Raw genomic sequence first — 22,227 nt, 5'->3', positions numbered from 1 at the left:
CAACCCCCTTCAATCAAATGCAATAACAGGAATCACCCATGAGCAAAGTATTAGTTTTGAAATCCAGTATTCTGGCAGGGTACTCTCAGTCTGGTCAGCTGTCTGATTACTTCGTTGAACAGTGGCGTGAACAGCATTCTGCTGACGAAATCACCGTGCGTGACCTGGCTGCAAACCCAATTCCTGTGCTGGACGGCGAGCTGGTTGGCGCGCTGCGTCCAAGCGATGCACCACTGAGCCCACGTCAGCAGGAAGCTCTGGCCCTGTCCGACGAACTGATTGCTGAGCTGCAGGCGCACGACGTTATCGTCATTAACGCCCCAATGTACAACTTCAACATCCCAACTCAGTTGAAGAACTATTTCGACCTGGTGGCGCGTGCTGGCGTAACCTTCCGTTACACCGAGAACGGTCCTGAAGGCCTGGTAAAAGGTAAACGTGCGATCGTACTGACCAGCCGTGGCGGTATCCACAAAGACACCCCAACCGACCTGGTTGCACCATACCTGACCGTTTTCCTGGGCTTCATCGGTATCACTGATGTGAACTTCGTGTTCGCTGAAGGTATTGCCTACGGTCCTGAAATGGCGACCAAAGCGCAGACCGATGCGAAATCCGCTATCGACAGTTTCGTAGCTGCTTAAGATATTCCCCTCTCACCGCCCGGTGGGAGGGTTTTTCTTTTCTCCGCATTTCGTTATCATCCGCTCCCACTCTCCAGCCGGGCGGCCTGATGTCTGCGATTATTGATTCTTTTATTGCCCCACCGTGTCACGACGACATCGAGATCCTCTGGCAGGATGAACATCTGCTGTTGATCAATAAACCTTCCGGTCTGCTCAGCCTCTCGGGCAAAAATCCGCAAAACCTCGATTCTGTCCATTATCGTCTGGTCCAGACGTTCCCTGGCTGCACGCTGGTACACCGCCTGGATTTTGGTACCTCAGGGTTGATGGTGGTTGCGCGCAATAAAGCTATCAATGCCGCACTGTGCGAACAGTTCAGCCAGCGCAGCGTGGAGAAAGTCTACAGCGCCCTGCTTTGCGGACATGTTGAAAATGACGAAGGTGTAATTGATGCGCCGATTGCCAAAGATCCGGCGCTATTCCCATTGATGTCGATCTGCGCGAAAAACGGTAAACCCGCCCGCTCCCACTATCGGGTGGTGGAACGGTTTTATCAGGAGACGGGCCTGCCGTTAACACGGGTGAAACTCACCCCGGAGACCGGGCGAACCCACCAGCTGCGCATTCACTGCCAGCAGTTGGGGCACCCGATTCTGGGCTGCGATCTGTATGGTGGTCTCGAAGCGCCGGGAGCGGAAAGAACATCCCGGCTGATGCTGCATGCAAGCATTCTGAATTTTATTCATCCCGTGAGCGGAGAGCCGGTTAACGCCCGTCACGCCGCCCCGTTCTGAAGGGGATTTACCACATCAAATCGTCCGGAATTTTGAAGTCCGCGTACGGATCGTCTTCGTCCTGCTCTTCCTGGCTGAGCGCGCTGTTTAATACGATACTGTCGGCATCGCGCTGGGCAATTTTATCGGCCACCACTGCCGGGATTATCGCGTATTCGCAGTCACCATTAGCATTAATCACCAGACGCGCAATCGCCAGACGACCGTTGATCAGCTGAGTCTGGGTCTGCTTATCGACCTCGATTTTTTTGATCAGATTACCGTCGGTGAAGTTAAAGGTGATGTTGCCTTTCGCCACGGTGATGCGGTTCATCTCAATCAGCTGTTTCACCTGGGCTTTAAACTCTTTCGCCAGTACTGCCTGTTTTTGCTGCTCGCTCAGCAGTTTATCGCGCTCGATCTGCGCTTTCTTGTTCTCTTCAACCGCTTCCCGAGCTTCACGCGCCTGAACGCGTGATTTCTTTGCCGTGCGCTGCACTTTCGCCGCTTTCTTGCTGCTGACCAGGCCTGCTTTCAGCATCTGCTCTTGTAAGGTGAGTTTTGTCATGATCGTTTCTAAACCGATTGGAAATTTTGGGGATTATAGCGGGAATTGCGGAGCGTGTGCCAGAGAAGTAGGCATGTCGTTTTTTTAACTGAGTCTGGCTCATTAGTCATTCAGCATTAACTAGCGTTAACGCCTAAAGAGTGATTAAAAATTGTCAGGTCATTTTCTTAAAAAAAATCAGCAGCGCAGAAATATGATGTGAGTTGAATATCTGTACCCACATCAGGCGTAGGCTGCTTTTCTCTTATTAAAATACTAAGGAGAAAATATGGCCTTAAAAGGAACAATGCTGCTTAACGGTGCTGACTATGCGCCTTTTAACCTGCACGGCGTTGGCGTGTTTATGGCGCATTCCGGGCAGGGAATTTACAGAAACAATGGATTATGTGGTGCAGTCAAAGGATCGGGTCCAATTCCCCCAGGTAAATACTGGATTGTTGACAGAGGGACTGGAGGTTTCTTTTCAGGATTAAAAGCGAAGGTTCAGGATCGGTGGAACAAGGTGAGATCTGGCGCAGAATTTGGCCGCGATGAGTGGTTTGCTTTATACAAGGATGACTGGGGAATCGATGATGGTACCTGGATTGATAACGTCTACCGGGGTTTGTTTCGGCTGCATCCAGGTACGGTATCTGAGGGATGTATCACGATTGCCCATAATTCTGATTACGCATTGATCCGGAATGCTCTCATGAGTACAGAGCTTATTGAAGTTCCCTGTATGCGTTCGCTGATGGCACGCGGCTGGGTTGAGGTGAGTGAAAGTGGCTATACCAGCACTTGCCCGTAAATGGGGCATCAGGCTATTGAAAACGGCCTGGTTTATATGCATCAGCATTATATTTGGCCGCACATTGGGGCCCGCTGAACGCTATTTAGACCACGACGTCGCCTCATCTATATGTGATTTTATTTATGGCGATGTGAATGCTGAAACAATATATGACACATATACCAATATCGATATTTTAATTGTACTGACCCTCACCACGGTTATTTATCGCTTAACAACTCTGCTATTCAATAAAATAAGGAAATAACGAATGCCAATTCCTCCCTACATGTGGCTAAAAGACGACGGTGGAGCACATATTAAAGGTTCCGTTGATGTTCAGGACCGTGAAGGCAGCATTGAGATCATAGGGCTGAGCCATGGCATCAACCTCCCGGTAGACAGAGCTAACGGCAAGATCACCGGCACGCGTCAACACTCATCCATGCGCATTGAAAAGGAAGTTGATAGCTCCACGCCCTATCTCTACAAAGCAGCATCTACCGGTCAGGCGCTTAAAAGCGCTGAAATCAAGTTCTATCATATTAATGATGCCGGACAGGAAGTCTGTTATTACTCCGTACTAATGGAGAACGTAAAGGTTACTGGTGTTAACTGCAGCGTGCCAAACGTGAAGATCACTGCCAACGATAAAATGAACCACGTTGAAAGCGTAAGCCTGCAGTACGAAAAAATTACCTGGCGCATCGTCGACGGGAACATCATGCACAGCGACGCCTGGAACGAAAGGCCTACAGCCTAACGCTAAGGGGCGCGATGCCCCTTCCTCTTTCACTTCACTCTCCAGCCTGTGCGCAATCCTGTTAATGAACTTCCCTCATGTTGCATTGAAATTAAGTCACTTCCCCTGCGCCGCGGGCTCAGGCATAAATTATGCATCGGTAACTTCTTGGCAACATGAACTTAGGATGCATAACCACAATGAGCAAAGCTTTCACATATACCCTTAAGCGCAGTTGCTTCGATGAGAATTACAACCCGTCTGAAAATACGCGTACGACCACCAACTTTGCCAACCTGGCGCGCGGGGAAAAGCGTCAGGAAAACCTGCGCAATACGCTGGTGATGATCAACAACCGTTTTAACGCCCTGGCGCGCTGGGATAACCCAAATGCCGATCGCTATGCGGTCGAACTTGAAATCATTTCAGTTGAGATGAACATCGGTGCTGAGAAAGCATTCCCGGCCATTGAGATACTGCAGACCACCATTGTCGACAAGAAAAACAACCAGCGTATCCCTGGCATTGTCGGGAATAACTTCTCGTCGTATGTGCGGGATTATGATTTCAGCGTGCTGCTGCTTGAGCACAACAAAAACCAACAACACTTCAGCATTCCGGAAAAATTTGGCGAACTGCATGGCAATATCTTCCGCCATTTTATGAGCTCATCGGAGTACAGAGAGAACTTCAATAAGGCACCTGTAATTTGCCTGAGCGTCTCCAGCAAAGATACCTACCGCCGTACGGGAAACGAGCACCCTGTGCTCGGCATCGAGTATCAGCCAGATGGCGAGTCTTTAACAGAACAGTACTTCGCGAAGATGGGCCTGAACGTACGCTATTTCATGCCTGAAAACAGCGTCGCACCTTTTGCGTTCTTTTTTACCGGCGATTTGCTGAGTGATTACACCGATCTGGAACTGTTCGGCACCATCAGCACGATGGAAACGTTCCAGAAAATCTATCGCCCGGAAATTTATAACGCTAACTCGGCGGCGGGACTTTTCTATCGACCGGATCTGAACCAGCAGGATCACTCATTAACAAAAATTGTTTATGACCGCGAAGAGCGAAGCCGTCTGGCGATTGAACAGGGTCGATTTACCGAAGAATACTTCATTAAGCCTTACCAACACATTCTTGAGCAGTGGTCTGATAACTACACGCTTTAATACATCAAAAAAGGTCTTTTACTATGAAAACATTGCTCCCGACTTCTACGGCTGGCAGCCTGCCTAAGCCGACCTGGCTTGCTCAACCTGAAACGCTGTGGTCACCCTGGAAATTACAGGATCAGGAATTACTCGCGGGGAAACAGGACGCACTTCGTTTATCTCTGGATGAGCAGATCCGTGCGGGTATTGATATCGTCAGCGACGGTGAACAAACCCGCCAGCACTTTGTCACTACCTTTATTGAACACCTGAGCGGCGTTGATTTTGAAAACCGCCAGACCGTACGCATTCGTAACCGCTATGACGCCAGCGTGCCGACCGTGGTCTCTGCCGTCGCAAGGCAGAAACCGGTATTCGTGGATGACGCGAAGTACCTACGCCAGCTCACGGACAAGCCAATCAAATGGGCCCTGCCCGGGCCGATGACCATGATCGACACCCTTTACGACGCGCACTATAAAAGCCGTGAAAAGCTGGCCTGGGAGTTCGCCAAAATCCTGAATCAGGAAGCAAGAGAATTAGAAGCAGCTGGCGTCGATATTATTCAGTTTGATGAGCCGGCGTTTAACGTCTTTTTTGATGAGGTCAACGACTGGGGCATCGCCGCGCTGGAACGTGCCGTTGAAGGCCTGAAATGTGAAACGGCGGTACATATCTGCTACGGGTACGGTATTAAAGCCAACACTGACTGGAAAAAGACGCTCGGCTCGGAGTGGCGCCAGTACGAAGAGGCCTTCCCGAAACTGCAGACCTCTACCATCGACATTATCTCCCTGGAGTGCCACAACTCCCGCGTACCGATGGATCTGCTGGAGCTGATTCGCGGTAAAAAAGTGATGGTTGGCGCGATTGATGTCGCCACTAACAGCGTCGAAACGCCAGAAGAAGTGGCAGATACGCTGCGTAAAGCCCTGCAGTTTGTTGATGCCGATAAGCTTTACCCGTCAACCAACTGCGGTATGGCTCCTCTTTCCCGTCAGGTTGCCAACGGTAAACTGAAGGCCCTGAGCGCCGGGGCGGAGATTATTCGCAAAGAGCTCGCATAACGGCGAATCACTCCCCCTTCCGGGTAAAGAACAGCGTCACCGTGGCGACGGTGACGCCCAGCTTCTTCATCTCGGTTTTGTTGAACAGATGTGTCTCATCCTGCAGGTACATCCAGTCGTCAAACTTGAGCAGCCAGGTACTGCCGTTCGCCTTCACATTCATGCTGTAATGCCAGTTAAAGGCGTTGCCTGCTGCCTGCCCGGTGGCAACCCCTTCAATGTCCCCTGCCGTTCCCTCGTAGCGATCGTTCCCCACGCGGCGGATTTGCCAGACCCGCTGCTGCTTTTCACCGTCGTCATAAACAAAGTGTTCATTGAGCGTCAGCGTATCGCCGATAACGTCCCCGGTAATCTCCACATGAAAACGGCGGATCTGCTTGCCGCTGCGATCCTGCACCATCCCCCACGCTTCGGTTTTGCCCTGGAAGTAGTGGAAGATATCGAGCCTCGGCTGCTGCTGGCGATACTCGGTCACGTCGGTGCTACAGCCGGCCAGCAGCATCAAGAATGCCAGTGCCATCATCAGGATACGTTTCATTTTTGGCCTCCGATTAACTGCTGACGCAGGTCTGGATACTGCGTGCGTGGGCCAAGCCAGATCGCCAGAAAGCGAGTACTGAATGCTTCTGACTGGCGTGGTCCCAGGGGAATAAAACTTTTCTGGGAAGTGGGTTCGCGATACCAGAACTGCCCCTGCTTATCATTGATGACAAATGCCAGTTGCGAACCCGGTCTGACATCCGGCCACAGTGACTGAAGCATACGCAGCCAGGCTTCGCTTTGCGGTTCCTGCGCCAGGATCCCCTGAGCCTTCCACTGGTCGCGGGTCGCTTCAACCAGATCTTCGCGATCGATATCGCGCGCATAGGTAATAATTAGCGCCTGATCCTGATTTTCCCGGCTGTATCGACCATCGGGAGTGCGCAGCTGGGAGGTATAGACGGTGAACGGTCCCCACGTCAGCGTGGCATCCCCTACCTTACGCCAGGCCAGCCAGTCGGCCCCCTGGACCAGAGGGGACATGGTCATCAGCCAGATAAGCAAAACGGCAGACCTCATTTTTGTCTCCCCAATAGCAGGTGGAAAAACAGCATCAACACCAGCCAGCCCGGCACCATCCAACTGACGACGATAAAGGTCGGCTCCAGAAACGTGATGGCCCCCAGTCGCTCGCCAATCAGGTACGCCACCGGTCCTCCTGCGGCTGCCAGCAGAGTCAACAGCCAGCCGGGTAAGGTCGTAGTGAGCGTAAGCTGTGTCCAGACGGTGGCGAACATCAGCCACAATGCCACTATCCATAGCGGTATCAGGGACTCGCTCCTGAAGGAAATCAGCCCCGTTAATGCCCAGAGCGCATCCAGCAGGCAGCCCGCTGCGGCCAGACCGATTGCGTACAGACGGTATGCTGACGGCAACAACAGACAGGCAAGGATCGCCAGCGCGAGCCAGATAATCAGGCCCTGTTCTCGAAACAGCACCACCAGCGCCCAGTAAAGATCGAACGCGATGGCCAGCAGGAAGACCTGAAGGTATCGTTTCATACGCGCTCAGCGGTCAACTGCACCACGCTAATGGTGCGGGCGTTAAACCCGGCTTCGCAGTAGCCAAAGTAGTAAAGCCACATCCTGCGAAAACGCTCATCGAACCCGAGTTTTTCAATCTCCTGCCAGGTATGGATAAAGCGCTGCCGCCAGTGGGCCAGCGTGCGGGCGTAGTCAGGCCCCATGTCGAAGAGATTACGCACCACGAAATCGGTGTGGCGTGTCATCAGCTCATTCATCGCGGTAATGCTCGGCAAGAAGCCGCCGGGAAAAATATAGCGCTGGATGAAATCGACGCTTTTGCTGTAGTCGCGATAGCGCTGGTCCTGAATGGTAATGGCCTGAATTGCCATGCGACCTCCCGGACGCAGCCGCGCCTGGCAGGTACGGAAGAACACTGGCAAGTAGCGCTGCCCTACGGCTTCAATCATCTCTATTGAGACCAGCTTGTCATACTGCCCGGTAAGGTCACGGTAATCGCAAAGCAGTACCTCGACGCGATCCTGCAATCCGGCGCGGGCGATCCGCTCCGTCGCCCAGAGATATTGCTCTTTCGACAACGTGGTAGTGGTTACCCGACAGCCGTAGTGACGCGCGGCGTATTCCGCCATCGCACCCCAGCCCGTGCCAATTTCCAGCAGGTGATCGGTCTCATTCAGAGCCAGTTGTTCGCACAAACGCGCCATTTTTGCCTGCTGCGCCGCCGTAAGATCCTGCTCGTCCGCGGTAAATAGCGCGCTGGAATAGAGCAGCTCCTTATCCAGAAAATGGGCATAAAAGGTGTTGCCCAGATCGTAATGGGCGGCAATATTTTCACGTGCCTGCGCGCGGGAATTACGCCGCGTCCAGTGACGTAAGCGCTCCAGAGGCTTGCCGAGAAAACGGAATCCTTTCTCCAGACGGCCAAGTACCTCGCCGTTAAGCGCCAACAGTTCGAGAAGCGGCGTGAGTTGCGTGGTTTCCCATTCGCCGTCCATCCAGGCTTCTGCCGCGGCAAGGCTACCGCCGGTTAAGACACGCCAGTAGACGCCGGGAGAAAGGATTTGCACATCCGCATGCAGCGCGGAGGATGTCTCGCCAAAATGGAAAGTTTGTGCCCCTTCGCGAAGCGTCAGCGAGCCGCCGCGAATACCGCTTAGCAAACGAAAAAGCAGCCAGCGCGCGATGCGGACGTTGCGCGGGATATCGGGTTCAAGCGCAAAGACAGGATCGGTCATGAGCGTTCACTCCTGCTGACGGGATGGTTATACAGCGGCACACGCTTGAGCCACAGGCGCAGCGCCTGCCAGTAAATGGCAAAAACGGTTTTCAGGGTCATGAGCGGGATGCGCAATAGCAGTGAGCGCAGTGCCGGGCGTGTCAGAGGCGCCCGGCGTAGCGCCAGCGTGGCATCGAAAACTTTCCCTTCCTGATGATTTTCAATGTGCATATGCAGCGTGTTATCCGGGTCGTTAAAGCGCCAGTGATAGACCATGTCCATCGGGTTGAAGGGGGAAACGTGAAACGCTTTTTCCGTGGGCTGCGCATTTTGTCCGTTAACGGCATAGTAATGACGTTCATTCCACGGCGTGTTGCGGACCTCCGCCAGCACCCAGCGCAGCGTTCCCTTCCCGTCGTAGCAGTAGTAAAAATTGACCGGATTGAAATGAAAGCCGAAATAGCGCAACTGCGTCAGAAGCATCACCCGCCCGTCCGGGCGTTCTCTGGTCAGGCTTTCCAGCCTGTTCAGCACGTTCTCTTTGAGCGGCGAGCCGAGCGGATAGTCCGCGTCATAAAACGCGGCGGCGGCAAAGCGATTGCGCCGCACGCCGACGGAGGCCAGCAGCGGCAGTTCATCCAGATCCAGCCAGGCCATAAAGACGGTGTAGCGGAATTCATGGGTTTTCGGCTGAAGGCGACGGTGGCGTAGTACGCCATGATAGAGGCAGCTGTTCATCTCAGTTCCCCTCTCCGGACGCTATCGCATTGACCACGTCCAGCGCGCTGCGCACGCCATCTTCATGAAAACCGTTGTACCAGTAGGCCCCGCAAAACCAGCTTCTCTGGTGGCCGTTGATCTCGCCCCGCCGCGCCTGTGCCCGCCAACTTTTCGGGTTAAACAGCGGATGTTCATAAACAAAACGTTGCAGAACGAAGCGTTCATCCACCGGCGTGTCCGGGTTCAGGGTGACGCAGAACAGCGGGCTACCCACAGGCAACCCCTGCAAAATATTCATGTTGTAGGTAACACAGGCGCTGGCCTGCTCGTGTTCGCTCAGGCGGTAGTTCCAGCTGGCCCATGCCCGCTGCCGCACCGGCAGCCAGCGCGGATCGCTGTGTAAAACGACCTCGTTGCGCTGCCAGCCGATATCGCCCAGCACCTCGCGCTCTGCGGGCGTGGGGTCATCAAGCATCGCCAGGGCACTGTCGGAGTGGCAGGCAAAAATGACCTGGTCGAAGGTATGGCTGCCGTTTTCAAGCTGAAGCGTAACCCCGCGAGCGTGTCGGCTCACCCGCTGCACCGGCACGTTGAGGTGTAGCGTCATGCGGTTGCCCAATTTGTCCAGCATGGCGCGGATATACTCCCGCGAGCCGCCGGGTACCACGTACCACTGCGGGCGATGGGTGATATCCAGCAGGCCATGATGGTGAAAGAAGCGTAAAAAGAGCGGCAAAGGGAAACGCTTCATCTCCTGCAACGACGATGACCAGATGGCGGCCCCCATCGGCAGAATGTAGTGGCGCGCAAAAAACGGCGTGAAGCCGTGCTGCTCCAGAAACGTTTGTAGCGTGGCATTCGGGTCCACCTCCCCAGCCAGCGTCTCTTTCGCCAGCCGATTGAAGCGGACGATCTCCCCGAGCAGCCGCCAGAACGTCGGATTCGCCAGATTTCGACGCTGGGCAAACAGCGATGTCAGGGTGTGTCCGTTGTACTCCAGCCCCGTCGCGGGATTGTGCACCGAAAAGCTCATCTGCGTTTTTTGCCCGCTGATGCCCAGCTCGCTGAGTAGCCCCATAAACCGCGGGTAGGTGCGGTCGTTGTAGACGATAAACCCGGTATCGATCGCGTATGTGCCCTGAGGTGTCGTCACGTCAACCGTTGCGGTATGGCCGCCGGGCGTGGCTCCCGCTTCAAACAGCGTCACCCGATGGTGCCCGGCCAGGCGCCAGGCGCAGGTCAGGCCGGCGATGCCGCTGCCGATAATCGCAATGTTCATGAACGCACCATCCTGCGCAGCAGCGCGCGCTGAAGAAACGCAGGCAGTCCGGAGAGTAATCGCATAATCAGGCCGAAACCGTCAGGAAACGCGATATGCATTTTTCCTGCCGCCAGCCCGGTGCGGATCGCCTTAACCGCGTCGTCGACAGTCACCCGGCCAGGCATGACAAAATCATTTTTGCGCGTCAGAGGCGTGTCAACAAAACCCGGAGAAACAACCGTGACAGCAATCCCTTTTGGCTCCCAGTCAAGACGCAAGCTCTCGGCAAACCAGCTCAGCGCCGCTTTGGACGCGCCGTAGGCCTCCGCGCGTGGAAATGGAAGCCAGTGGGCCATCGAGCTCACCAGCACCACACGGTTGCCGACAGCCATCTGCGACTGCAGCACCTCAAGGCAATTCACCGGGCCGAGGAAGTTTGTCGCCATAACGCGTTCCACCAGCGCCGCATCTACCTCGCCATGATCGAGGTATTCGCAGGTACCGGCGCAAAGAATGATCAAATCGGCATAGCTGCCGGTCAGGGCCTGGCGACAGGCGTCCCTGTCTGTCATATCGAACAGGCGAACGGTAAGATTGGGGCAGCTCTGGTGCAGGGCTTCAAGACGTGCAGGATCGCGCCCGCAGGCAATCACGTGGTAGCCGTCAGCGGCAAATGATTTCGCCAGCCCGGCGCCAATACCCGAGCTTGCGCCAGTAATGAGCACCGTCTTCATGATTTCACCCTCCGCTTCACGCCGCGTACCGCCCAGCCAAGTAGAGGAAGGTGTTCGTAGAGCATCTCTCCCGCATCGTAGTAATCACGTTGACGCGTGATGAGATGGTTTTCCGTCTCCACTACCGAACACCCCGGCAGTTCGAGCGGCTCTCCACCCGCAATGCGCGGGTGCGACCAGTGCATTACCCAGGTGACAGCAAAGCAGCTTTCGCTGCACAGCGGCGGATCGATAGTGAAACGGCAATCTTCGACATTGGCCAGCAGATGGGTGAAATAGCGCTGAAGTGCAAAAATCCCCTGATGCTCGCCGAACGGATCGATAAGCGTGGCATTTGAATGATAAAGCTCAGCCAGCGCAGAAGGTGGCTGGCTATCCAGTGCGGTGTAGTAATTCACAAAACGACTCACGACAGTGTGCAACGTGCTCATGGGTCACATCCCGGCTGTATATAACGTGGCGTAATCGCATAATTAAAACTTACACAATTACTGTTATTTGTCCAAGTTTGTGTGGGGATTTTATTTATATCATTTATATTTCAGTTGGTTAAAACCATACTCCGAATGACTAATTATGTAGGCCGGATAGATGGATTCCCCCTGCTCGTTATATAGAACGCGTGCTCCCCACTAAAACAAGTGGTAGAACATTTTCGCCAGAACGCGCTAGTCTGCCTGCGACGAGTGGATGACAGACGATAAGATTTTTATGGAAATTATTTTGATGCGACATGGAAAGCCCCAATACGCAGGCGCGCCAAAAGTGTCGTGCAGGGAAATGCCGGAGTGGATCGACAACTATAATCTCTCTTCTACGGGCCGCGATATGCCGCCGGAAATCAGTAAAGTCCTGATTTATCGCGCACTCACCTTCATCAGCAGTCCGCTTCCGAGAGCCCTCTCATCGTTAAAAACACTGGGGTGTGAACCCGGCTTCATTGATGACGTGTTTCGGGAGGCGGAGCTACCGGTATTCCGTATCCCGGGGTTGCGGTTATCGCCTTTTCATTGGGCAGCGTTATTTCGAGTACTTTGGCTCTGTGGCCTGTCTGGAGAGGTAGAGTGCGTAAGAATGGCAAAAAGTCGTGCCGTTAAGGCGGCAGAGTTCCTCGTGACGGCGGCTAAGGGCTCCGACGGACCCGTCTTGCTCATGGGACACGGGATCATGAACCGGTTTATTGCAAAAGAACTGATCGCATTAGGCTGGAAAGAACAGACTCGCCCGGGTAAGGGGTACTGGGGAGCCGGTGTTTACAGCATTGTGTAGCGGCGCATACGGAGGCCGAGTTTTTTTTATCCTCGGCGCTCGGATCATCGGGTCTGGCTAAGAATAACGCGATCGAACAGACGGTCACCCAACCAGACGCGCATGCGGATGAGCATCTTTGCATACTTGCCGGCAGCATAACGTGTACGTGGATGAGGACTGTTAACGGCGCGGGCAACCACGTCCGCAATCACCTTCGGGTCGCTGCCTCTGCCATTCCCGTAAGCATTTTTGACCGAGTTCGCCACCTTCCCCACCAGATGACCATAAGGGCCACTAGCTGAACGTTTGACAATACTGCCGCTGACCACTTCACCAAAGCCTGTCTCGATTAAACCCGGTTCAACAATCACAACCTTAATTCCATATTCAGCCACTTCAAGACGCAGACAGTCAGACCATCCTTCGAGCGCATGTTTCGTTGCGTGATACCAGGCTCCCAGGGGGGTGTAAATTTTCCCTCCTATCGAAGTGATATTGATAATGTAACCATGGCGTCTGGCGCGCATGGCCGGGAGCAGCAGTTGCGTAAGGCGGGCCGCTCCAAACACGTTCACCTCAAACTGATAGCGAGCTTCATCAATACCGATCTCTTCTACCGGTCCATAGAGCCCAAAACCCGCATTGTTGACCAGTACGTCAACCCCACCTGTCTGCGACACGATGGTATCTACTGCAGCCAAAATGTCTTCATCACGCGAGATATCCATCCGCAGAGGGCGCGCACCAAGCTGGGCGAGATCGTTCATTTTCTCAACGCTACGGGCAGCAGCGTAAACCTGATAGCCATCCTGAATAAGACGACGGGCGATGACTTTGCCCATACCTGACGATGCACCGGTGACCAGCGCGGTTTTCTTGTCCTGAGTAAACATAAATACCTCGGTGAGTAGACTGTCGTTATTTTGCCCTCCTTCGGCCCTACGTTAACTAGCGTACCGCGCCATATGACTCGCAAACTGCGCCTTCAGAGCGATAAATATGCACCTGTTTACTCAAGACGCATGGCTGTCCTGGCCGCTTCAGGGGTCTGGCCCGTCCAGGCCATAAATGCGCGATAGAATGAGTTAGGATCTTCAAAGCCAAGCAAAAATGCGATCTCATACCCGGAAAGACGCGTATTACGAAGATAATGCCGGGCCAGGTGTTCGCGACAAGCATTAACAAGGTTGCGAAAGTTGCCCCCTTCCTGCTCAAGCCTGCGTTGCAGCGTGCGTTTGCTCATTCCCAGACGCTCCGCCGCTTTTTCAATAGTCGCTTCGTTACCGGGAATAAGTTCCAGGAGTACCGCACGAACGCGCTCGGCGGTTGAAGCCAGTTCATTTAACTGACTGAGACGACGCTGAAGTTCTGGTTCAAATACCTGCCACATCCCCTCATTTGCCGTTAAAAACGGCCGAAGAGCATCAGTCGAGGAAAAGCTGATGGCAGGCTGTTCTCCATATTGCACGTCAGTTCCAAAGAAATGGGAAAAGTGGCTGTTCTGAACCGCTGACGGCAGTGCAGAGACACGGACCTGTAAGGGGTTAACCGGTTCGCGGGTCCCCAGCCGCAGAAGCTTGAGCAGGAAGCCCAGCTCTGCCACCTGCAGAGACGGCGGGATAGCTATCGCATAGAGCCAGCGCGGTGAAACGGTAAGTATGCCGTTTTGTTCCACCGTTGTTTCCAGAACCATGGGTGCAATAAGCTGTTTATATCTGGCCAGACGCTGGACAGCCTGCATCATATTGCTGCTACACAGTGCGGCAAAAAGTGGTGGATCAAACACATCCGCTGAGATCAACTCAATGAGCGGTACGGGAAAGGCAGGATGGTTCGTTTCGGCCTCCAGCGCGCTCCAGAAGCGGATGTATTCATGCGTATCGAGTCCGCGCGCTTTTTGCAAAAAGAGATCGTCAGGTAATCCTGCCCTGCGGAGAATGCGTACTGGCTCAAGCCCCGCGTCTTTCAGCAGCGTTTTCCAGCTTATATCGAGAGCGAAAGTACGGTTACAGGCCATTTGCTCATTTCCGGTGTGAAGGTTAGTCAACGCTTAGCGTTATTGCTCATCGACGTGTGAGCTGGCGCTATGCAGTATTGTTGGCTCGCACGTCACAGGGAAATTCAGCGAGTTAGCAATAAAGCAAAGCTCATGCGCGCGGTGATGAAGTGCCACAGCGCGATCGATATCATCCCCAGGACGAAGCGTAATGTCGGGCTTGAGCACAATAGAGGTGAAACATCCCTTTTCTCCTTCGCGCATCGTTCCTTCCGCCCGGTCAATATAGGTATAAACGCTTATCCCCGCTTCAGCGCAAAGATGCAAATACCATAATTTGTGACAGGCAGAGGCTGACGCGACAAGAAGATCTTCAGGATTCCAGCATGATGCATCACCAAGAAATGCAGGGTCTGATGAACCTGCAATCGGAGATTTATCACCCGCCGTGATGTCATAAAGCCGATCATAGGCTTTATAGGCTTCCGTCCCACGGCCTTTGTTCCCTTTCCACTCAACCTTAACCTGATAATGATGTTCACGATGGCTCATCTTGATACTCCCGATAATGATATCCGATGGGTTGTACTCGCGATGTTTGTTCGCACATCCCCTGACTCGACGTAAGCTAGCAGATGGCATACCATTATTCCATCTTTTCAGGAGAAACAGTATGCAACTGAACGCCCTTTCGACCCCGGACGTGCTCGCCAGTGAGTTAAGAAAGATGATCAACAGCGGCCGTCTGCGTGATGGAGAAAGGCTTGTTGAAAGGGATCTCGCCAGTTATTTCTCTGTCAGCCGAATTCCCATGAGAGAAGCGATCAGACAGCTTGAACGCGATGGGCTGGTGGAAATTTTCAGGAATCGCGGCGCTGTTGTCAGAACGCTATCCGTTGAGGATCTGGATGAGATTTACTCCCTACGCGCCTTGCTGGAAGGTGAAGCCGTCTTTCAGAGCGCGAAAATGGTGAATTCTGATACGCTGGCGAGAGCAGAACTGACGCATACGCTGCTCGCCAGAACGACTGAATTTGAAATGCAGGGCGCACTAAACCGGGAGTTCCACGATCTTATCTACAGTGGGTGCAAAAACCAACGCCTGCTGAAGTTGATTAATGATACCCGCAATCAGATAGAGCGATATGAATATCTCCAGCGAAAGCTCCTTTCTGAAACCCCAGTTTTTCAGGATGACCATGCAGGCATCCTTACAGCCTGCAAGGAACGGGATGCAGAGAAAGCACGGGCTGAAGTCATGCGACATATTCATAGTGCAGGAGAAATACTGAAAACGTTCATCAGCCGCCGCGTTGAGGGTTAAGGGGAAGTCTCATTAACCCTCTATCAACCCGGCTAATGCCCTCCTCAATGGAGGGATGACATCATCCGTATCCATGCCCATTTGTGCATGGATAATTGCGCCGTCAATCAGCAACATGATTTCGTTGGCGACGTTCTCATTCGTCATGCCCGTCATCTGCGCAATGATTTTCTTTGTTTCGATTTTATGATCGCGGCATATCTCTTTTATTTCGCTTTCAATATCTTCCGATTTTGCCTCTGCGCTGGCATTAATAAACGCGCAGCCGTGGAAATCGGACGAAATAAACCATTCGCAAAGCGTTTCAGATATCGCATCAGAAGGTATTTTACCTTCAACGAGATGTCGACGCAGCGTGGACTCAAACCAGCTAATCCATATTTCATGCCGATAGTGCAAATAGGCAAGAATAAGTAAACTTTTACTCGGGAAATGGCGATAGAAAGTCACCTTTGTCACTTTCGACGCTTTAATCAGCGTATCCACCCCCGTCGCCCTGAAACCTGTGGAATAAAACAGATCGTGCGCCGTCAGTAATATCTTATCCCTGACGCTGATTTTTGTATCGTTGCTTACGGGGTCTGTTTTCACTTTTCGGTAGCCTCAAAACGGATGTTGACAACGTTATTTCACAGGCATAGATTACCGCAAGTAGACAGACCTGTCTACATAATATAATCCTGAGGTAATCGCCATGAACACACGTCCTCCTTTACCGCCCTTCACGCGTGAAAGTGCTATCGAAAAAGTCAGACTGGCAGAAGATGGCTGGAACAGTCGCGACCCGGCGAAAATCGCACTCGCCTATTCACTTGATACCCAATGGCGCAACCGTGCGGAATTCGCCACCAACCGTGAAGAGGCCCAGGCGTTTCTGGAGCGGAAATGGAAAAAAGAGCTGGATTATCGTCTGATTAAAGAGCTCTGGGCATTTACGGATAACCGGATCGCGGTTCGCTACGCCTATGAATGGCATGATGATTCAGGCAACTGGTTCCGTTCATACGGCAATGAAAACTGGGAGTTTGAGCCGAATGGGCTCATGAAGCGTCGTTTTGCCTGTATCAACGATATGCCGATCAACGAATCAGAGCGACTGTTCCACTGGCCACTGGGCAGACGCCCGGACGATCACCCCTCTCTGAGCGATCTGGGTTTATAGGATTTTCGCATCACTCCGGGCAGACCCCGGAGTGATGAATTTACAACGCCCCCAGCTGTTTCATCAGCGTCAGGTTGTCCTCAATATGCCAGTTAGCCACAATTTTGCCGTCACCGATCTCATAAATATCCGTGGCGATAAAATCTATTTTCTGCCCCTTTCCTTTTAGCTTGCCAAATGTCCCGGTGAATGTGCCGTGAAAATGTAAATGGGATACGACACGGCTACCCGAAATAATCATTTGCTCAACGTCACAGCGTAAATCAGGTACGGCCGTACGAAATGCCCGGGAAGCTAAAATAGCGCCTTCTGGACCTTGCTTGCGACCTTCAGGAGGCGTTTTATCAATAAAATTAATCGCCAGGGCATCACGGGCCAGGGACTCTTTCCCCGTATTCCAGAACGTTGCATACTCTCTGGCAACATATTCATTCGCCGCTAATTGCGTCTGCATCAGGCTTTTATCGACAATAAGATGTTCCGGCTTCACCAGTTCAACCTGGGCCGAAAATGCGGTTCCCGTGGTACCAGCAAGAATAAGCGCCATTATGCCTGGGGCAAAAAATGTTGAATATTTCATAATCTCTCTCGACACCTTATTTAGATAACTGCAGATCATTCTCTTGCAGGTTGTATATTGGATAATCGGTATATCCCGTCGCAGTGCCACCAAACAACGTGGCGGGGTCTCGCACCTGAGCCAGAGGCAACTGGTGCGCCAGCCGGTGAGGTAAATCCGGGTTGGCAATAAACGGCCGTCCGAACGCAATCAAATCGGCATAACCGGCAGCAAGTATTTTTTCCGCTTTATCAAGGTCATAGTTTCCTGCGACGATAAGGGTTCCGCTAAACGTCTCGCGAAGCGATTGACGGAAATGATCAGGCACCTGAGGCGCATCGTCCCAGTCAGCTTCCGCCAGGTGGATGAACGCGATCCCTTTTTGCTCACACCAGGCCGCAAGAGCGAGTATGGCTTCCGTCACCTGCGGATCGTTCATCCCACGTTGGGTAATAAACGGTGAAAGCCGGATGCCCGTACGCTCGGGACCAATAGCCTCCGCAATCGCGTTCAACACGTCCTGGGCAAAGCGGATCCGGTTAGCAAGCGTGCCGCCATACTCATCCGTACGTTTGTTGGAGGTTTGACGCAGGAACTGGTCGATCAGATAGCCGTTTCCGCCGTGAACCTCTACGCCGTCAAACCCGGCCTGAACGGCATTCAGTGCCGCCTGGCGGTAATCCGCGATGATGCTGTGAATGTCCTTTCGCGAGAGCGTTCTCGGCTGCGGGCAGTCAACCATTTGACCTTCCCCCTGTTCATTCACCACCCACACTTTGGCGTCCGGCGCCAGTGCTGAAGGGGCGACGGGCTGACCATCCTGATGAAAGCTGGCGTGCGACATTCGGCCGACGTGCCAGAGCTGAGAAAAAATCACCCCACCCGCCTGATGCACAGCGCCCGTCGTGAGTTGCCATCCTGAAATCTGCTCCGGCGAATGGATACCGGGTGTCCATGAGTATCCCTGGCCCTGAGGCGAGATCTGCGTGGCTTCCGTAATGATCAATCCCGCGCTGGCACGCTGTCGGTAATACTCAGCCATCAGTGAGGAAGGAATATTTCCTGGCTGAAGGGAACGCGCGCGGGTCATCGGCGCCATAACGATACGATTTTTGAGGATTAGCTCACCTAACCTGTAACGTTCAAAAAGTGAAGTACGGTTCATGATTTCATCTCGAGTGGTTTGGATGAAATCACTTTACAGCTCACCTCTTCTTTTGATAATTACAGCAAAAACAGATGCACTTTTCGGAAAAAATGAATAATGGGCAAACTTGAAGACATGGCATTACTGGTTGAAGTTGCCGAGGCGGGTAGTCTTTCCGCCGCCGGACGACGCCTGTCGCTTTCCCCTGCCACCATGACGGCCAGGTTAAAAGCGATTGAAGAGCGTTACCAGACACGCCTGTTCCATCGTTCTACGCGTGCCATTACGCTGACCCGTGCAGGCGAAGAGTTTTACCATGCCGCGCTTCGCGTGCTGGAAGAGATGCATCACGCCGAGTCGTTACTGACGCAAAAAGAAGGTGTACTCAGCGGCAACATTCGCCTTTCTGCACCCTCTGACTTTGGCAGACAGTATCTTAGCCCCGCCGTTCTTGAATTTTCCCGATGCCATCCTGAAGTGAAATTTTTCATCTACTTAAGGGAACATCTTGAGGATCTGGTCGCTAACCGGCTGGATATGAGCGTGCGTTTCGGCAACCTGCCGGACAGCAGCCTTGTCGTCAGAAATATCCGTCCGAATCATCGGGTGCTGGTCGCCTCCGGGGCGTATCTTAGCGATCGTGGTACCCCCTCCACCTTTGCCGATTTAGCCCAGCACCGATGCCTGGCACTTGAGTCTCAGGGCGTGGTGATGAACGAATGGCGTTTTGAAAGTGAGGGAGAAGAAACCATCGTTCGTATAGAACCTGCCATGGTTTGCGACGACGGAGCATTGCTTCGTCAGTGGGCGCTCAGTGGCGCGGGTATTGCAGGAAAATCGTGGTGGGACGTCAAAGACGATGTTGAGAGCGGTAAGCTCATGGTGCTGTTTGCCGACAGCTTCACCGGGTTTAGCCGTTACGACCGCAAAGACGTCGGGCTGCAGTTTGTTTACCCACAACGCAAATTACAGCCGCTTCAGGTCACGGCATTTAGTCAGTTTTTTCTCGACTGGCTAAAAGAGCATTAATTTGTCGCCGAAATAAGAGACAGCACTCATTTCGGTGACACCCTCAGGACTACCCTAAGAGCGGTTTTCAGGAGGAACAAAACATGAAAAAGCTTCTGATATGTTGTTTGTTTGGTAATACCGCAAACTCGCTCGCCAAAAAGATGCAGTCTCTGGCAGAACGCGAAGGTTATCCGCTGATGATTAGCGCTGTAGGGCTGGATAATTTCGCCAGTGTCGCTCCCGCTTTCGATGGTTTCCTCATTGCGCCGCATATTCAGTACAAACTCGATGAGATAAAAGAAACGGTGGGGAATACGCGTTCAATCGCCATTGTTGAGAGTCTGCCATATGCGTCTCTGGACGCGAAAAAGGTATTGAATTTTGTGAAGGAGCAGATGCCTGAACTGGCTGCCTGACATATAAGGCCGCATCGGTTTTTGCGGCCTCCTCTCTCGGTCTATCAAAATTCATCTACGCAAGGTTCGCCAACCTTATTAATGGCGTTAGTTATCCTGGCTCTGAGTTCAATTAACGCCGCTTCTTTCTCTTCCAGCTGCTGCAACTTGCGGCGCAGAGACGCTTTTTTTTGCTCTGCAGTAAATTTGTCATCGACCCAAACAGCTAAAACGTCGGATATTTCGGCTAAGGTAAAGCCCAGTATTTTGGCATGCTTGATCATTTTCAATCGCTGTAAATCGACCGCGGAATACACTTTGTAGTTGTTGCTACGATTAGGTTGCGGGATATTCTCTAACAACCCCTGCCTTTCATAATAACGTACCGTCTCTTTTGACAATCCCGTTTTCGCACACAGTTCGCCAATTCGCATCGCGCCGCCCTCACCTTGTAAAAATCACGCTTGACCGTGTACCTAAGTGCACGGTTTATCCTGTGTTGCATCTATCAGGGATACGGGATTTAAAATATGAATTCTTTTGATTATACAGGAAAAACAGCGTTGATTACCGGGGCGTCCTCGGGAATTGGTCGTGATTTCGCCCGGCAACTTGCGAACCGCGGCGTGTCATTGATTCTGATCGCCCGCTCCGAGAAAAAGCTACAGGCACTTGCTACAGAGCTAGTCAAAACGCATGGTGTATCAATCGCTATTATTGTCCAGGACTTAGTGGAACCAGATGCCATTTCTGCCATTACGGAACGGCTGGAAAAATTAAGACGTTACCCCGACATTCTGATCAATTGCGCCGGGTTCGCCACCTATGGTCCCTTCGGAAAACTGTCCATCGATCGTCAGCGTGATGAGATAAACGTGAACTGCCTGGTACCCGTGGAACTGACTCACGCGATACTACCCGGAATGCTCAAGAAAGGGTCTGGGGTGATCATCAATGTGGCTTCAACCGCGGCGCTACAACCGGACCCCTACATGGCGATTTATGGCGCAACAAAAGCTTTTTTACTCTCCTTCTCGAGTGCGCTTTGGGCAGAATACCGCACACAGGGTATTCGCATTTTGGCGCTTTGCCCCGGTGCAACGGACACGGCCTTTTTTGATGTGGTCAATGCCGAAGAAGCCTCGGTAGGTAAAAGGATGCCAGTGGATAAAGTCGTTACCCTGGCATTAAGGGCTGTCGATGCTAACCGCAGCTATCTGATTACCGGGTGTGGCAACTGGCTACTGGGGCAGTTACACCGATTCGTAACACGCAAACGTCTGTTGCTCATCGTTGAAAAAATATTACGTCCACGCTCTCCTTAAGAAAAATACTCTCGTTTCAGTGCAAAGGAATTGCACTGAAACCCTCACACATCGCCACAGATAGATGCCATCGCGCGCGAAAAACAGTGATACACTTACCCCATCTGGTTGATTGTCCCGTCTGAATGGCTTATGACAAAACAGAAGGTAACCAAAGTATAAAATGGTCACTCGTTGTCAATCAAATCCCGTCACGCTAAGCTTAAATAATGACTAAAAATATGAACGCCCCATCAACACGTGGTCCCCTTGACCACTCTGTCAGAGAGCAAATCGTCGAAGCGGCTTTTGAGCACTTCGGTCACTACGGCTATGAGAAAACCACCGTCGCCGAACTGGCTAAATCCATCGGTTTTTCAAAGTCCTACATTTATAAGTTTTTCGATTCCAAACAAGCAATTGGTGAAGTGATCTGCGCTAACCGCCTGGAGCTGATTATGGCGGCAGTGCTTTCCGCCATCAATGATGCGCCTTCAGCAAGCGAGAAATTACGCCGTCTTTTCAAAGCGCTCACCGAGGCAGGAAGCGAGCTGTTTTTCCACGACCGTAAGCTTTACGACATTGCCGCCGTTGCCGCACGCGAGCAGTGGCCTTCGACGGAAAGGTACGCGGAAAGCCTGATGAAGCTGATCGAGAGCATCATTATAGAAGGCAGGCAGGCCGGCGAGTTCGAAAGAAAAACACCGCTGGATGAAGTCACCCATGCCATACACATGGTGATGTGCCCTTTCATTAACCCCATTCAGTTGCAGTACAACCTCGAAATGGCCCCCACTGCGGCGGTACTTCTCTCCTCACTGATTTTAAGAAGCCTGGCCCCCTGATTTGTGACCATTGACAATATTGGTCACTAGTCAGAGAATGCGGATACCGTCCTGTTATTTCAAAAAGGTTTCCC

At 52.5% G+C, this 22,227-nt stretch carries 30 protein-coding genes; 14 read left to right on the top strand and 16 right to left on the bottom strand.

All coding sequences use genetic code 11. From position 1 onward, the window contains the following. Positions 1 to 38: 38 nt before the first annotated feature. Both azoR and JGF26_RS16310 read left to right on the top strand, forming a co-directional pair. Positions 39 to 644: an FMN-dependent NADH-azoreductase gene (gene azoR, locus JGF26_RS16315; protein WP_028017486.1), complete on the top strand. Its 606-nt coding sequence runs from the start codon at positions 39 to 41 to the stop codon at positions 642 to 644. A gap of 89 nt (positions 645 to 733) precedes the next feature. Beyond that, a complete protein-coding gene (locus tag JGF26_RS16310) occupies positions 734 to 1,420 on the top strand; it encodes an RluA family pseudouridine synthase (protein WP_134708388.1) in 687 nt (228 codons plus the stop codon). Between the two features lie 7 nt (positions 1,421 to 1,427). Here JGF26_RS16310 and JGF26_RS16305 read toward each other — a convergent pair whose 3' ends face one another. Further along, positions 1,428 to 1,967 carry a DUF2058 domain-containing protein gene (locus tag JGF26_RS16305; RefSeq protein WP_134708387.1) on the bottom strand — a complete coding sequence of 180 codons (540 nt, stop codon included), beginning with the start codon at positions 1,965 to 1,967 and terminating at the stop codon, positions 1,428 to 1,430. Positions 1,968 to 2,235: 268 nt separating this feature from the next. On the opposite strand from JGF26_RS16305, the gene JGF26_RS16300 reads away from it, so the two are divergent. From JGF26_RS16300 to JGF26_RS16280, 5 genes are all read left to right on the top strand, one after another. Further along, a complete protein-coding gene (locus tag JGF26_RS16300; protein WP_108089964.1) occupies positions 2,236 to 2,757 on the top strand; it encodes a DUF2778 domain-containing protein in 522 nt (173 codons plus the stop codon). Continuing rightward, the gene (locus JGF26_RS16295; RefSeq protein ID WP_134708386.1) at positions 2,732 to 3,007 is read left to right on the top strand and encodes a hypothetical protein; all 276 of its coding nucleotides are present in this window, start codon (positions 2,732 to 2,734) and stop codon (positions 3,005 to 3,007) included. Before JGF26_RS16300 ends, JGF26_RS16295 begins: the two co-directional genes overlap by 26 nt. 3 nt (positions 3,008 to 3,010) lie before the next feature. Next, positions 3,011 to 3,502, top strand: a complete 492-nt coding sequence (tssD, locus tag JGF26_RS16290) for a type VI secretion system tube protein TssD (protein ID WP_134708385.1) — start codon at positions 3,011 to 3,013, stop codon at positions 3,500 to 3,502. Positions 3,503 to 3,681: 179 nt separating this feature from the next. Further along, positions 3,682 to 4,656, top strand: a complete 975-nt coding sequence (locus JGF26_RS16285; RefSeq protein WP_134708384.1) for a DUF1852 domain-containing protein — start codon at positions 3,682 to 3,684, stop codon at positions 4,654 to 4,656. Between the two features lie 23 nt (positions 4,657 to 4,679). Next, positions 4,680 to 5,705: a methionine synthase gene (locus JGF26_RS16280; protein ID WP_028017491.1), complete on the top strand. Its 1,026-nt coding sequence runs from the start codon at positions 4,680 to 4,682 to the stop codon at positions 5,703 to 5,705. 7 nt (positions 5,706 to 5,712) lie between these two features. Here the strand turns inward: JGF26_RS16280 and JGF26_RS16275 are convergent, their stop codons facing one another. Genes JGF26_RS16275 through JGF26_RS16240 form a run of 8 tightly spaced genes read right to left on the bottom strand, consistent with a single transcriptional unit; the run spans position 5,713 to position 11,590 of the window. Then, entirely contained in the window at positions 5,713 to 6,243 is a 531-nt protein-coding gene (locus JGF26_RS16275; RefSeq protein ID WP_134708383.1) for a DUF3833 domain-containing protein, read from the bottom strand. Then, a complete protein-coding gene (locus JGF26_RS16270) occupies positions 6,240 to 6,764 on the bottom strand; it encodes a hypothetical protein (RefSeq protein WP_134708382.1) in 525 nt (174 codons plus the stop codon). The genes JGF26_RS16275 and JGF26_RS16270 overlap by 4 nt, the downstream gene beginning before the upstream one ends. Next, entirely contained in the window at positions 6,761 to 7,246 is a 486-nt protein-coding gene (locus JGF26_RS16265; RefSeq protein WP_134708381.1) for a DUF2878 family protein, read from the bottom strand. The genes JGF26_RS16270 and JGF26_RS16265 overlap by 4 nt, the downstream gene beginning before the upstream one ends. Then, positions 7,243 to 8,463 (bottom strand): cyclopropane-fatty-acyl-phospholipid synthase family protein, encoded by a 1,221-nt coding sequence (locus JGF26_RS16260; RefSeq protein ID WP_134708380.1) that lies wholly within the window; start codon positions 8,461 to 8,463, stop codon positions 7,243 to 7,245. Before JGF26_RS16260 ends, JGF26_RS16265 begins: the two co-directional genes overlap by 4 nt. Continuing rightward, complete coding sequence (locus JGF26_RS16255; protein WP_028017496.1) at positions 8,460 to 9,182, bottom strand: DUF1365 domain-containing protein; 723 nt, start codon at positions 9,180 to 9,182, stop codon at positions 8,460 to 8,462. Before JGF26_RS16255 ends, JGF26_RS16260 begins: the two co-directional genes overlap by 4 nt. 1 nt (position 9,183) lies before the next feature. Then, the gene (locus JGF26_RS16250) at positions 9,184 to 10,443 is read right to left on the bottom strand and encodes an FAD-dependent oxidoreductase (RefSeq protein ID WP_028017497.1); all 1,260 of its coding nucleotides are present in this window, start codon (positions 10,441 to 10,443) and stop codon (positions 9,184 to 9,186) included. Beyond that, positions 10,440 to 11,159, bottom strand: a complete 720-nt coding sequence (locus JGF26_RS16245; protein WP_028017498.1) for an SDR family NAD(P)-dependent oxidoreductase — start codon at positions 11,157 to 11,159, stop codon at positions 10,440 to 10,442. Before JGF26_RS16245 ends, JGF26_RS16250 begins: the two co-directional genes overlap by 4 nt. Then, the gene (locus JGF26_RS16240) at positions 11,156 to 11,590 is read right to left on the bottom strand and encodes a nuclear transport factor 2 family protein (RefSeq protein ID WP_028017499.1); all 435 of its coding nucleotides are present in this window, start codon (positions 11,588 to 11,590) and stop codon (positions 11,156 to 11,158) included. Before JGF26_RS16240 ends, JGF26_RS16245 begins: the two co-directional genes overlap by 4 nt. A gap of 259 nt (positions 11,591 to 11,849) precedes the next feature. On the opposite strand from JGF26_RS16240, the gene JGF26_RS16235 reads away from it, so the two are divergent. Further along, entirely contained in the window at positions 11,850 to 12,428 is a 579-nt protein-coding gene (locus JGF26_RS16235; protein ID WP_238934274.1) for a phosphoglycerate mutase family protein, read from the top strand. A gap of 44 nt (positions 12,429 to 12,472) precedes the next feature. On the opposite strand, the gene JGF26_RS16230 is transcribed toward JGF26_RS16235, so the two are convergent. The 3 genes from JGF26_RS16230 to JGF26_RS16220 form a co-directional block, all read right to left on the bottom strand. Then, complete coding sequence (locus tag JGF26_RS16230; protein WP_134708379.1) at positions 12,473 to 13,303, bottom strand: oxidoreductase; 831 nt, start codon at positions 13,301 to 13,303, stop codon at positions 12,473 to 12,475. 116 nt (positions 13,304 to 13,419) lie between these two features. Continuing rightward, positions 13,420 to 14,427, bottom strand: coding sequence for an AraC family transcriptional regulator (locus JGF26_RS16225; RefSeq protein WP_134708378.1), 1,008 nt, complete (start codon positions 14,425 to 14,427; stop codon positions 13,420 to 13,422). A gap of 39 nt (positions 14,428 to 14,466) precedes the next feature. After that, positions 14,467 to 14,958: an OsmC family protein gene (locus JGF26_RS16220; RefSeq protein ID WP_028017503.1), complete on the bottom strand. Its 492-nt coding sequence runs from the start codon at positions 14,956 to 14,958 to the stop codon at positions 14,467 to 14,469. Between the two features lie 121 nt (positions 14,959 to 15,079). Here JGF26_RS16220 and JGF26_RS16215 point away from each other — a divergent pair, with 121 nt between their 5' ends. Beyond that, on the top strand, positions 15,080 to 15,730 hold the full coding sequence (locus JGF26_RS16215; RefSeq protein WP_049005989.1) for a GntR family transcriptional regulator: 651 nt from the start codon (positions 15,080 to 15,082) through the stop codon (positions 15,728 to 15,730). A gap of 12 nt (positions 15,731 to 15,742) precedes the next feature. Here the strand turns inward: JGF26_RS16215 and JGF26_RS16210 are convergent, their stop codons facing one another. Further along, positions 15,743 to 16,321 (bottom strand): TetR/AcrR family transcriptional regulator, encoded by a 579-nt coding sequence (locus tag JGF26_RS16210; RefSeq protein ID WP_049005988.1) that lies wholly within the window; start codon positions 16,319 to 16,321, stop codon positions 15,743 to 15,745. 103 nt (positions 16,322 to 16,424) lie between these two features. Between JGF26_RS16210 and JGF26_RS16205 the strand changes: the two genes are divergently transcribed. Next, the gene (locus JGF26_RS16205; protein ID WP_129324802.1) at positions 16,425 to 16,892 is read left to right on the top strand and encodes a nuclear transport factor 2 family protein; all 468 of its coding nucleotides are present in this window, start codon (positions 16,425 to 16,427) and stop codon (positions 16,890 to 16,892) included. A gap of 40 nt (positions 16,893 to 16,932) precedes the next feature. Here the strand turns inward: JGF26_RS16205 and JGF26_RS16200 are convergent, their stop codons facing one another. Both JGF26_RS16200 and JGF26_RS16195 read right to left on the bottom strand, forming a co-directional pair. Beyond that, positions 16,933 to 17,472 carry an ester cyclase gene (locus tag JGF26_RS16200; RefSeq protein WP_134708377.1) on the bottom strand — a complete coding sequence of 180 codons (540 nt, stop codon included), beginning with the start codon at positions 17,470 to 17,472 and terminating at the stop codon, positions 16,933 to 16,935. Between the two features lie 16 nt (positions 17,473 to 17,488). Then, positions 17,489 to 18,616, bottom strand: coding sequence for an alkene reductase (locus JGF26_RS16195; RefSeq protein WP_134708376.1), 1,128 nt, complete (start codon positions 18,614 to 18,616; stop codon positions 17,489 to 17,491). 99 nt (positions 18,617 to 18,715) lie between these two features. Here JGF26_RS16195 and JGF26_RS16190 point away from each other — a divergent pair, with 99 nt between their 5' ends. Together JGF26_RS16190 and JGF26_RS16185 are read left to right on the top strand one after the other, a co-directional pair. After that, a complete protein-coding gene (locus tag JGF26_RS16190) occupies positions 18,716 to 19,627 on the top strand; it encodes a LysR family transcriptional regulator (protein WP_134708375.1) in 912 nt (303 codons plus the stop codon). 83 nt (positions 19,628 to 19,710) lie between these two features. Then, positions 19,711 to 20,025, top strand: coding sequence for a PTS cellobiose transporter subunit IIB (locus tag JGF26_RS16185; RefSeq protein WP_028017510.1), 315 nt, complete (start codon positions 19,711 to 19,713; stop codon positions 20,023 to 20,025). Positions 20,026 to 20,069: 44 nt separating this feature from the next. On the opposite strand, the gene JGF26_RS16180 is transcribed toward JGF26_RS16185, so the two are convergent. Then, a complete protein-coding gene (locus tag JGF26_RS16180) occupies positions 20,070 to 20,438 on the bottom strand; it encodes a MerR family transcriptional regulator (RefSeq protein ID WP_134708374.1) in 369 nt (122 codons plus the stop codon). Between the two features lie 96 nt (positions 20,439 to 20,534). Here JGF26_RS16180 and JGF26_RS16175 point away from each other — a divergent pair, with 96 nt between their 5' ends. Together JGF26_RS16175 and JGF26_RS16170 are read left to right on the top strand one after the other, a co-directional pair. Beyond that, a complete protein-coding gene (locus JGF26_RS16175) occupies positions 20,535 to 21,329 on the top strand; it encodes an SDR family oxidoreductase (protein WP_028017512.1) in 795 nt (264 codons plus the stop codon). 209 nt (positions 21,330 to 21,538) lie between these two features. Continuing rightward, positions 21,539 to 22,153, top strand: coding sequence for a TetR/AcrR family transcriptional regulator (locus JGF26_RS16170; protein ID WP_028017513.1), 615 nt, complete (start codon positions 21,539 to 21,541; stop codon positions 22,151 to 22,153). The last annotated feature ends 74 nt before the right edge of the window (positions 22,154 to 22,227 follow it).

This window comes from Enterobacter sp. E1 (assembly GCF_016809815.1).
GTDB classification, from domain to species: domain Bacteria; phylum Pseudomonadota; class Gammaproteobacteria; order Enterobacterales; family Enterobacteriaceae; genus Enterobacter; species Enterobacter adelaidei.
This window is presented reverse-complemented; position numbering and strand designations above follow the sequence as displayed.

Coding starts and splice junctions, on each gene's coding strand:
- azoR (WP_028017486.1), top strand. CDS start 39: ATGAGCAAAGTATTAGTTTTGAAATCCAGTATTCTGGCAGGGTACTCT.
- JGF26_RS16310 (WP_134708388.1), top strand. CDS start 734: ATGTCTGCGATTATTGATTCTTTTATTGCCCCACCGTGTCACGACGAC.
- JGF26_RS16305 (WP_134708387.1), bottom strand. CDS start 1,967: ATGACAAAACTCACCTTACAAGAGCAGATGCTGAAAGCAGGCCTGGTC.
- JGF26_RS16300 (WP_108089964.1), top strand. CDS start 2,236: ATGGCCTTAAAAGGAACAATGCTGCTTAACGGTGCTGACTATGCGCCT.
- tssD (WP_134708385.1), top strand. CDS start 3,011: ATGCCAATTCCTCCCTACATGTGGCTAAAAGACGACGGTGGAGCACAT.
- JGF26_RS16285 (WP_134708384.1), top strand. CDS start 3,682: ATGAGCAAAGCTTTCACATATACCCTTAAGCGCAGTTGCTTCGATGAG.
- JGF26_RS16280 (WP_028017491.1), top strand. CDS start 4,680: ATGAAAACATTGCTCCCGACTTCTACGGCTGGCAGCCTGCCTAAGCCG.
- JGF26_RS16275 (WP_134708383.1), bottom strand. CDS start 6,243: ATGAAACGTATCCTGATGATGGCACTGGCATTCTTGATGCTGCTGGCC.
- JGF26_RS16270 (WP_134708382.1), bottom strand. CDS start 6,764: ATGAGGTCTGCCGTTTTGCTTATCTGGCTGATGACCATGTCCCCTCTG.
- JGF26_RS16265 (WP_134708381.1), bottom strand. CDS start 7,246: ATGAAACGATACCTTCAGGTCTTCCTGCTGGCCATCGCGTTCGATCTT.
- JGF26_RS16260 (WP_134708380.1), bottom strand. CDS start 8,463: ATGACCGATCCTGTCTTTGCGCTTGAACCCGATATCCCGCGCAACGTC.
- JGF26_RS16255 (WP_028017496.1), bottom strand. CDS start 9,182: ATGAACAGCTGCCTCTATCATGGCGTACTACGCCACCGTCGCCTTCAG.
- JGF26_RS16250 (WP_028017497.1), bottom strand. CDS start 10,443: ATGAACATTGCGATTATCGGCAGCGGCATCGCCGGCCTGACCTGCGCC.
- JGF26_RS16245 (WP_028017498.1), bottom strand. CDS start 11,159: ATGAAGACGGTGCTCATTACTGGCGCAAGCTCGGGTATTGGCGCCGGG.
- JGF26_RS16240 (WP_028017499.1), bottom strand. CDS start 11,590: ATGAGCACGTTGCACACTGTCGTGAGTCGTTTTGTGAATTACTACACC.
- JGF26_RS16235 (WP_238934274.1), top strand. CDS start 11,850: ATGACAGACGATAAGATTTTTATGGAAATTATTTTGATGCGACATGGA.
- JGF26_RS16230 (WP_134708379.1), bottom strand. CDS start 13,303: ATGTTTACTCAGGACAAGAAAACCGCGCTGGTCACCGGTGCATCGTCA.
- JGF26_RS16225 (WP_134708378.1), bottom strand. CDS start 14,427: ATGGCCTGTAACCGTACTTTCGCTCTCGATATAAGCTGGAAAACGCTG.
- JGF26_RS16220 (WP_028017503.1), bottom strand. CDS start 14,958: ATGAGCCATCGTGAACATCATTATCAGGTTAAGGTTGAGTGGAAAGGG.
- JGF26_RS16215 (WP_049005989.1), top strand. CDS start 15,080: ATGCAACTGAACGCCCTTTCGACCCCGGACGTGCTCGCCAGTGAGTTA.
- JGF26_RS16205 (WP_129324802.1), top strand. CDS start 16,425: ATGAACACACGTCCTCCTTTACCGCCCTTCACGCGTGAAAGTGCTATC.
- JGF26_RS16200 (WP_134708377.1), bottom strand. CDS start 17,472: ATGAAATATTCAACATTTTTTGCCCCAGGCATAATGGCGCTTATTCTT.
- JGF26_RS16195 (WP_134708376.1), bottom strand. CDS start 18,616: ATGAACCGTACTTCACTTTTTGAACGTTACAGGTTAGGTGAGCTAATC.
- JGF26_RS16190 (WP_134708375.1), top strand. CDS start 18,716: ATGGGCAAACTTGAAGACATGGCATTACTGGTTGAAGTTGCCGAGGCG.
- JGF26_RS16185 (WP_028017510.1), top strand. CDS start 19,711: ATGAAAAAGCTTCTGATATGTTGTTTGTTTGGTAATACCGCAAACTCG.
- JGF26_RS16180 (WP_134708374.1), bottom strand. CDS start 20,438: ATGCGAATTGGCGAACTGTGTGCGAAAACGGGATTGTCAAAAGAGACG.
- JGF26_RS16175 (WP_028017512.1), top strand. CDS start 20,535: ATGAATTCTTTTGATTATACAGGAAAAACAGCGTTGATTACCGGGGCG.
- JGF26_RS16170 (WP_028017513.1), top strand. CDS start 21,539: ATGACTAAAAATATGAACGCCCCATCAACACGTGGTCCCCTTGACCAC.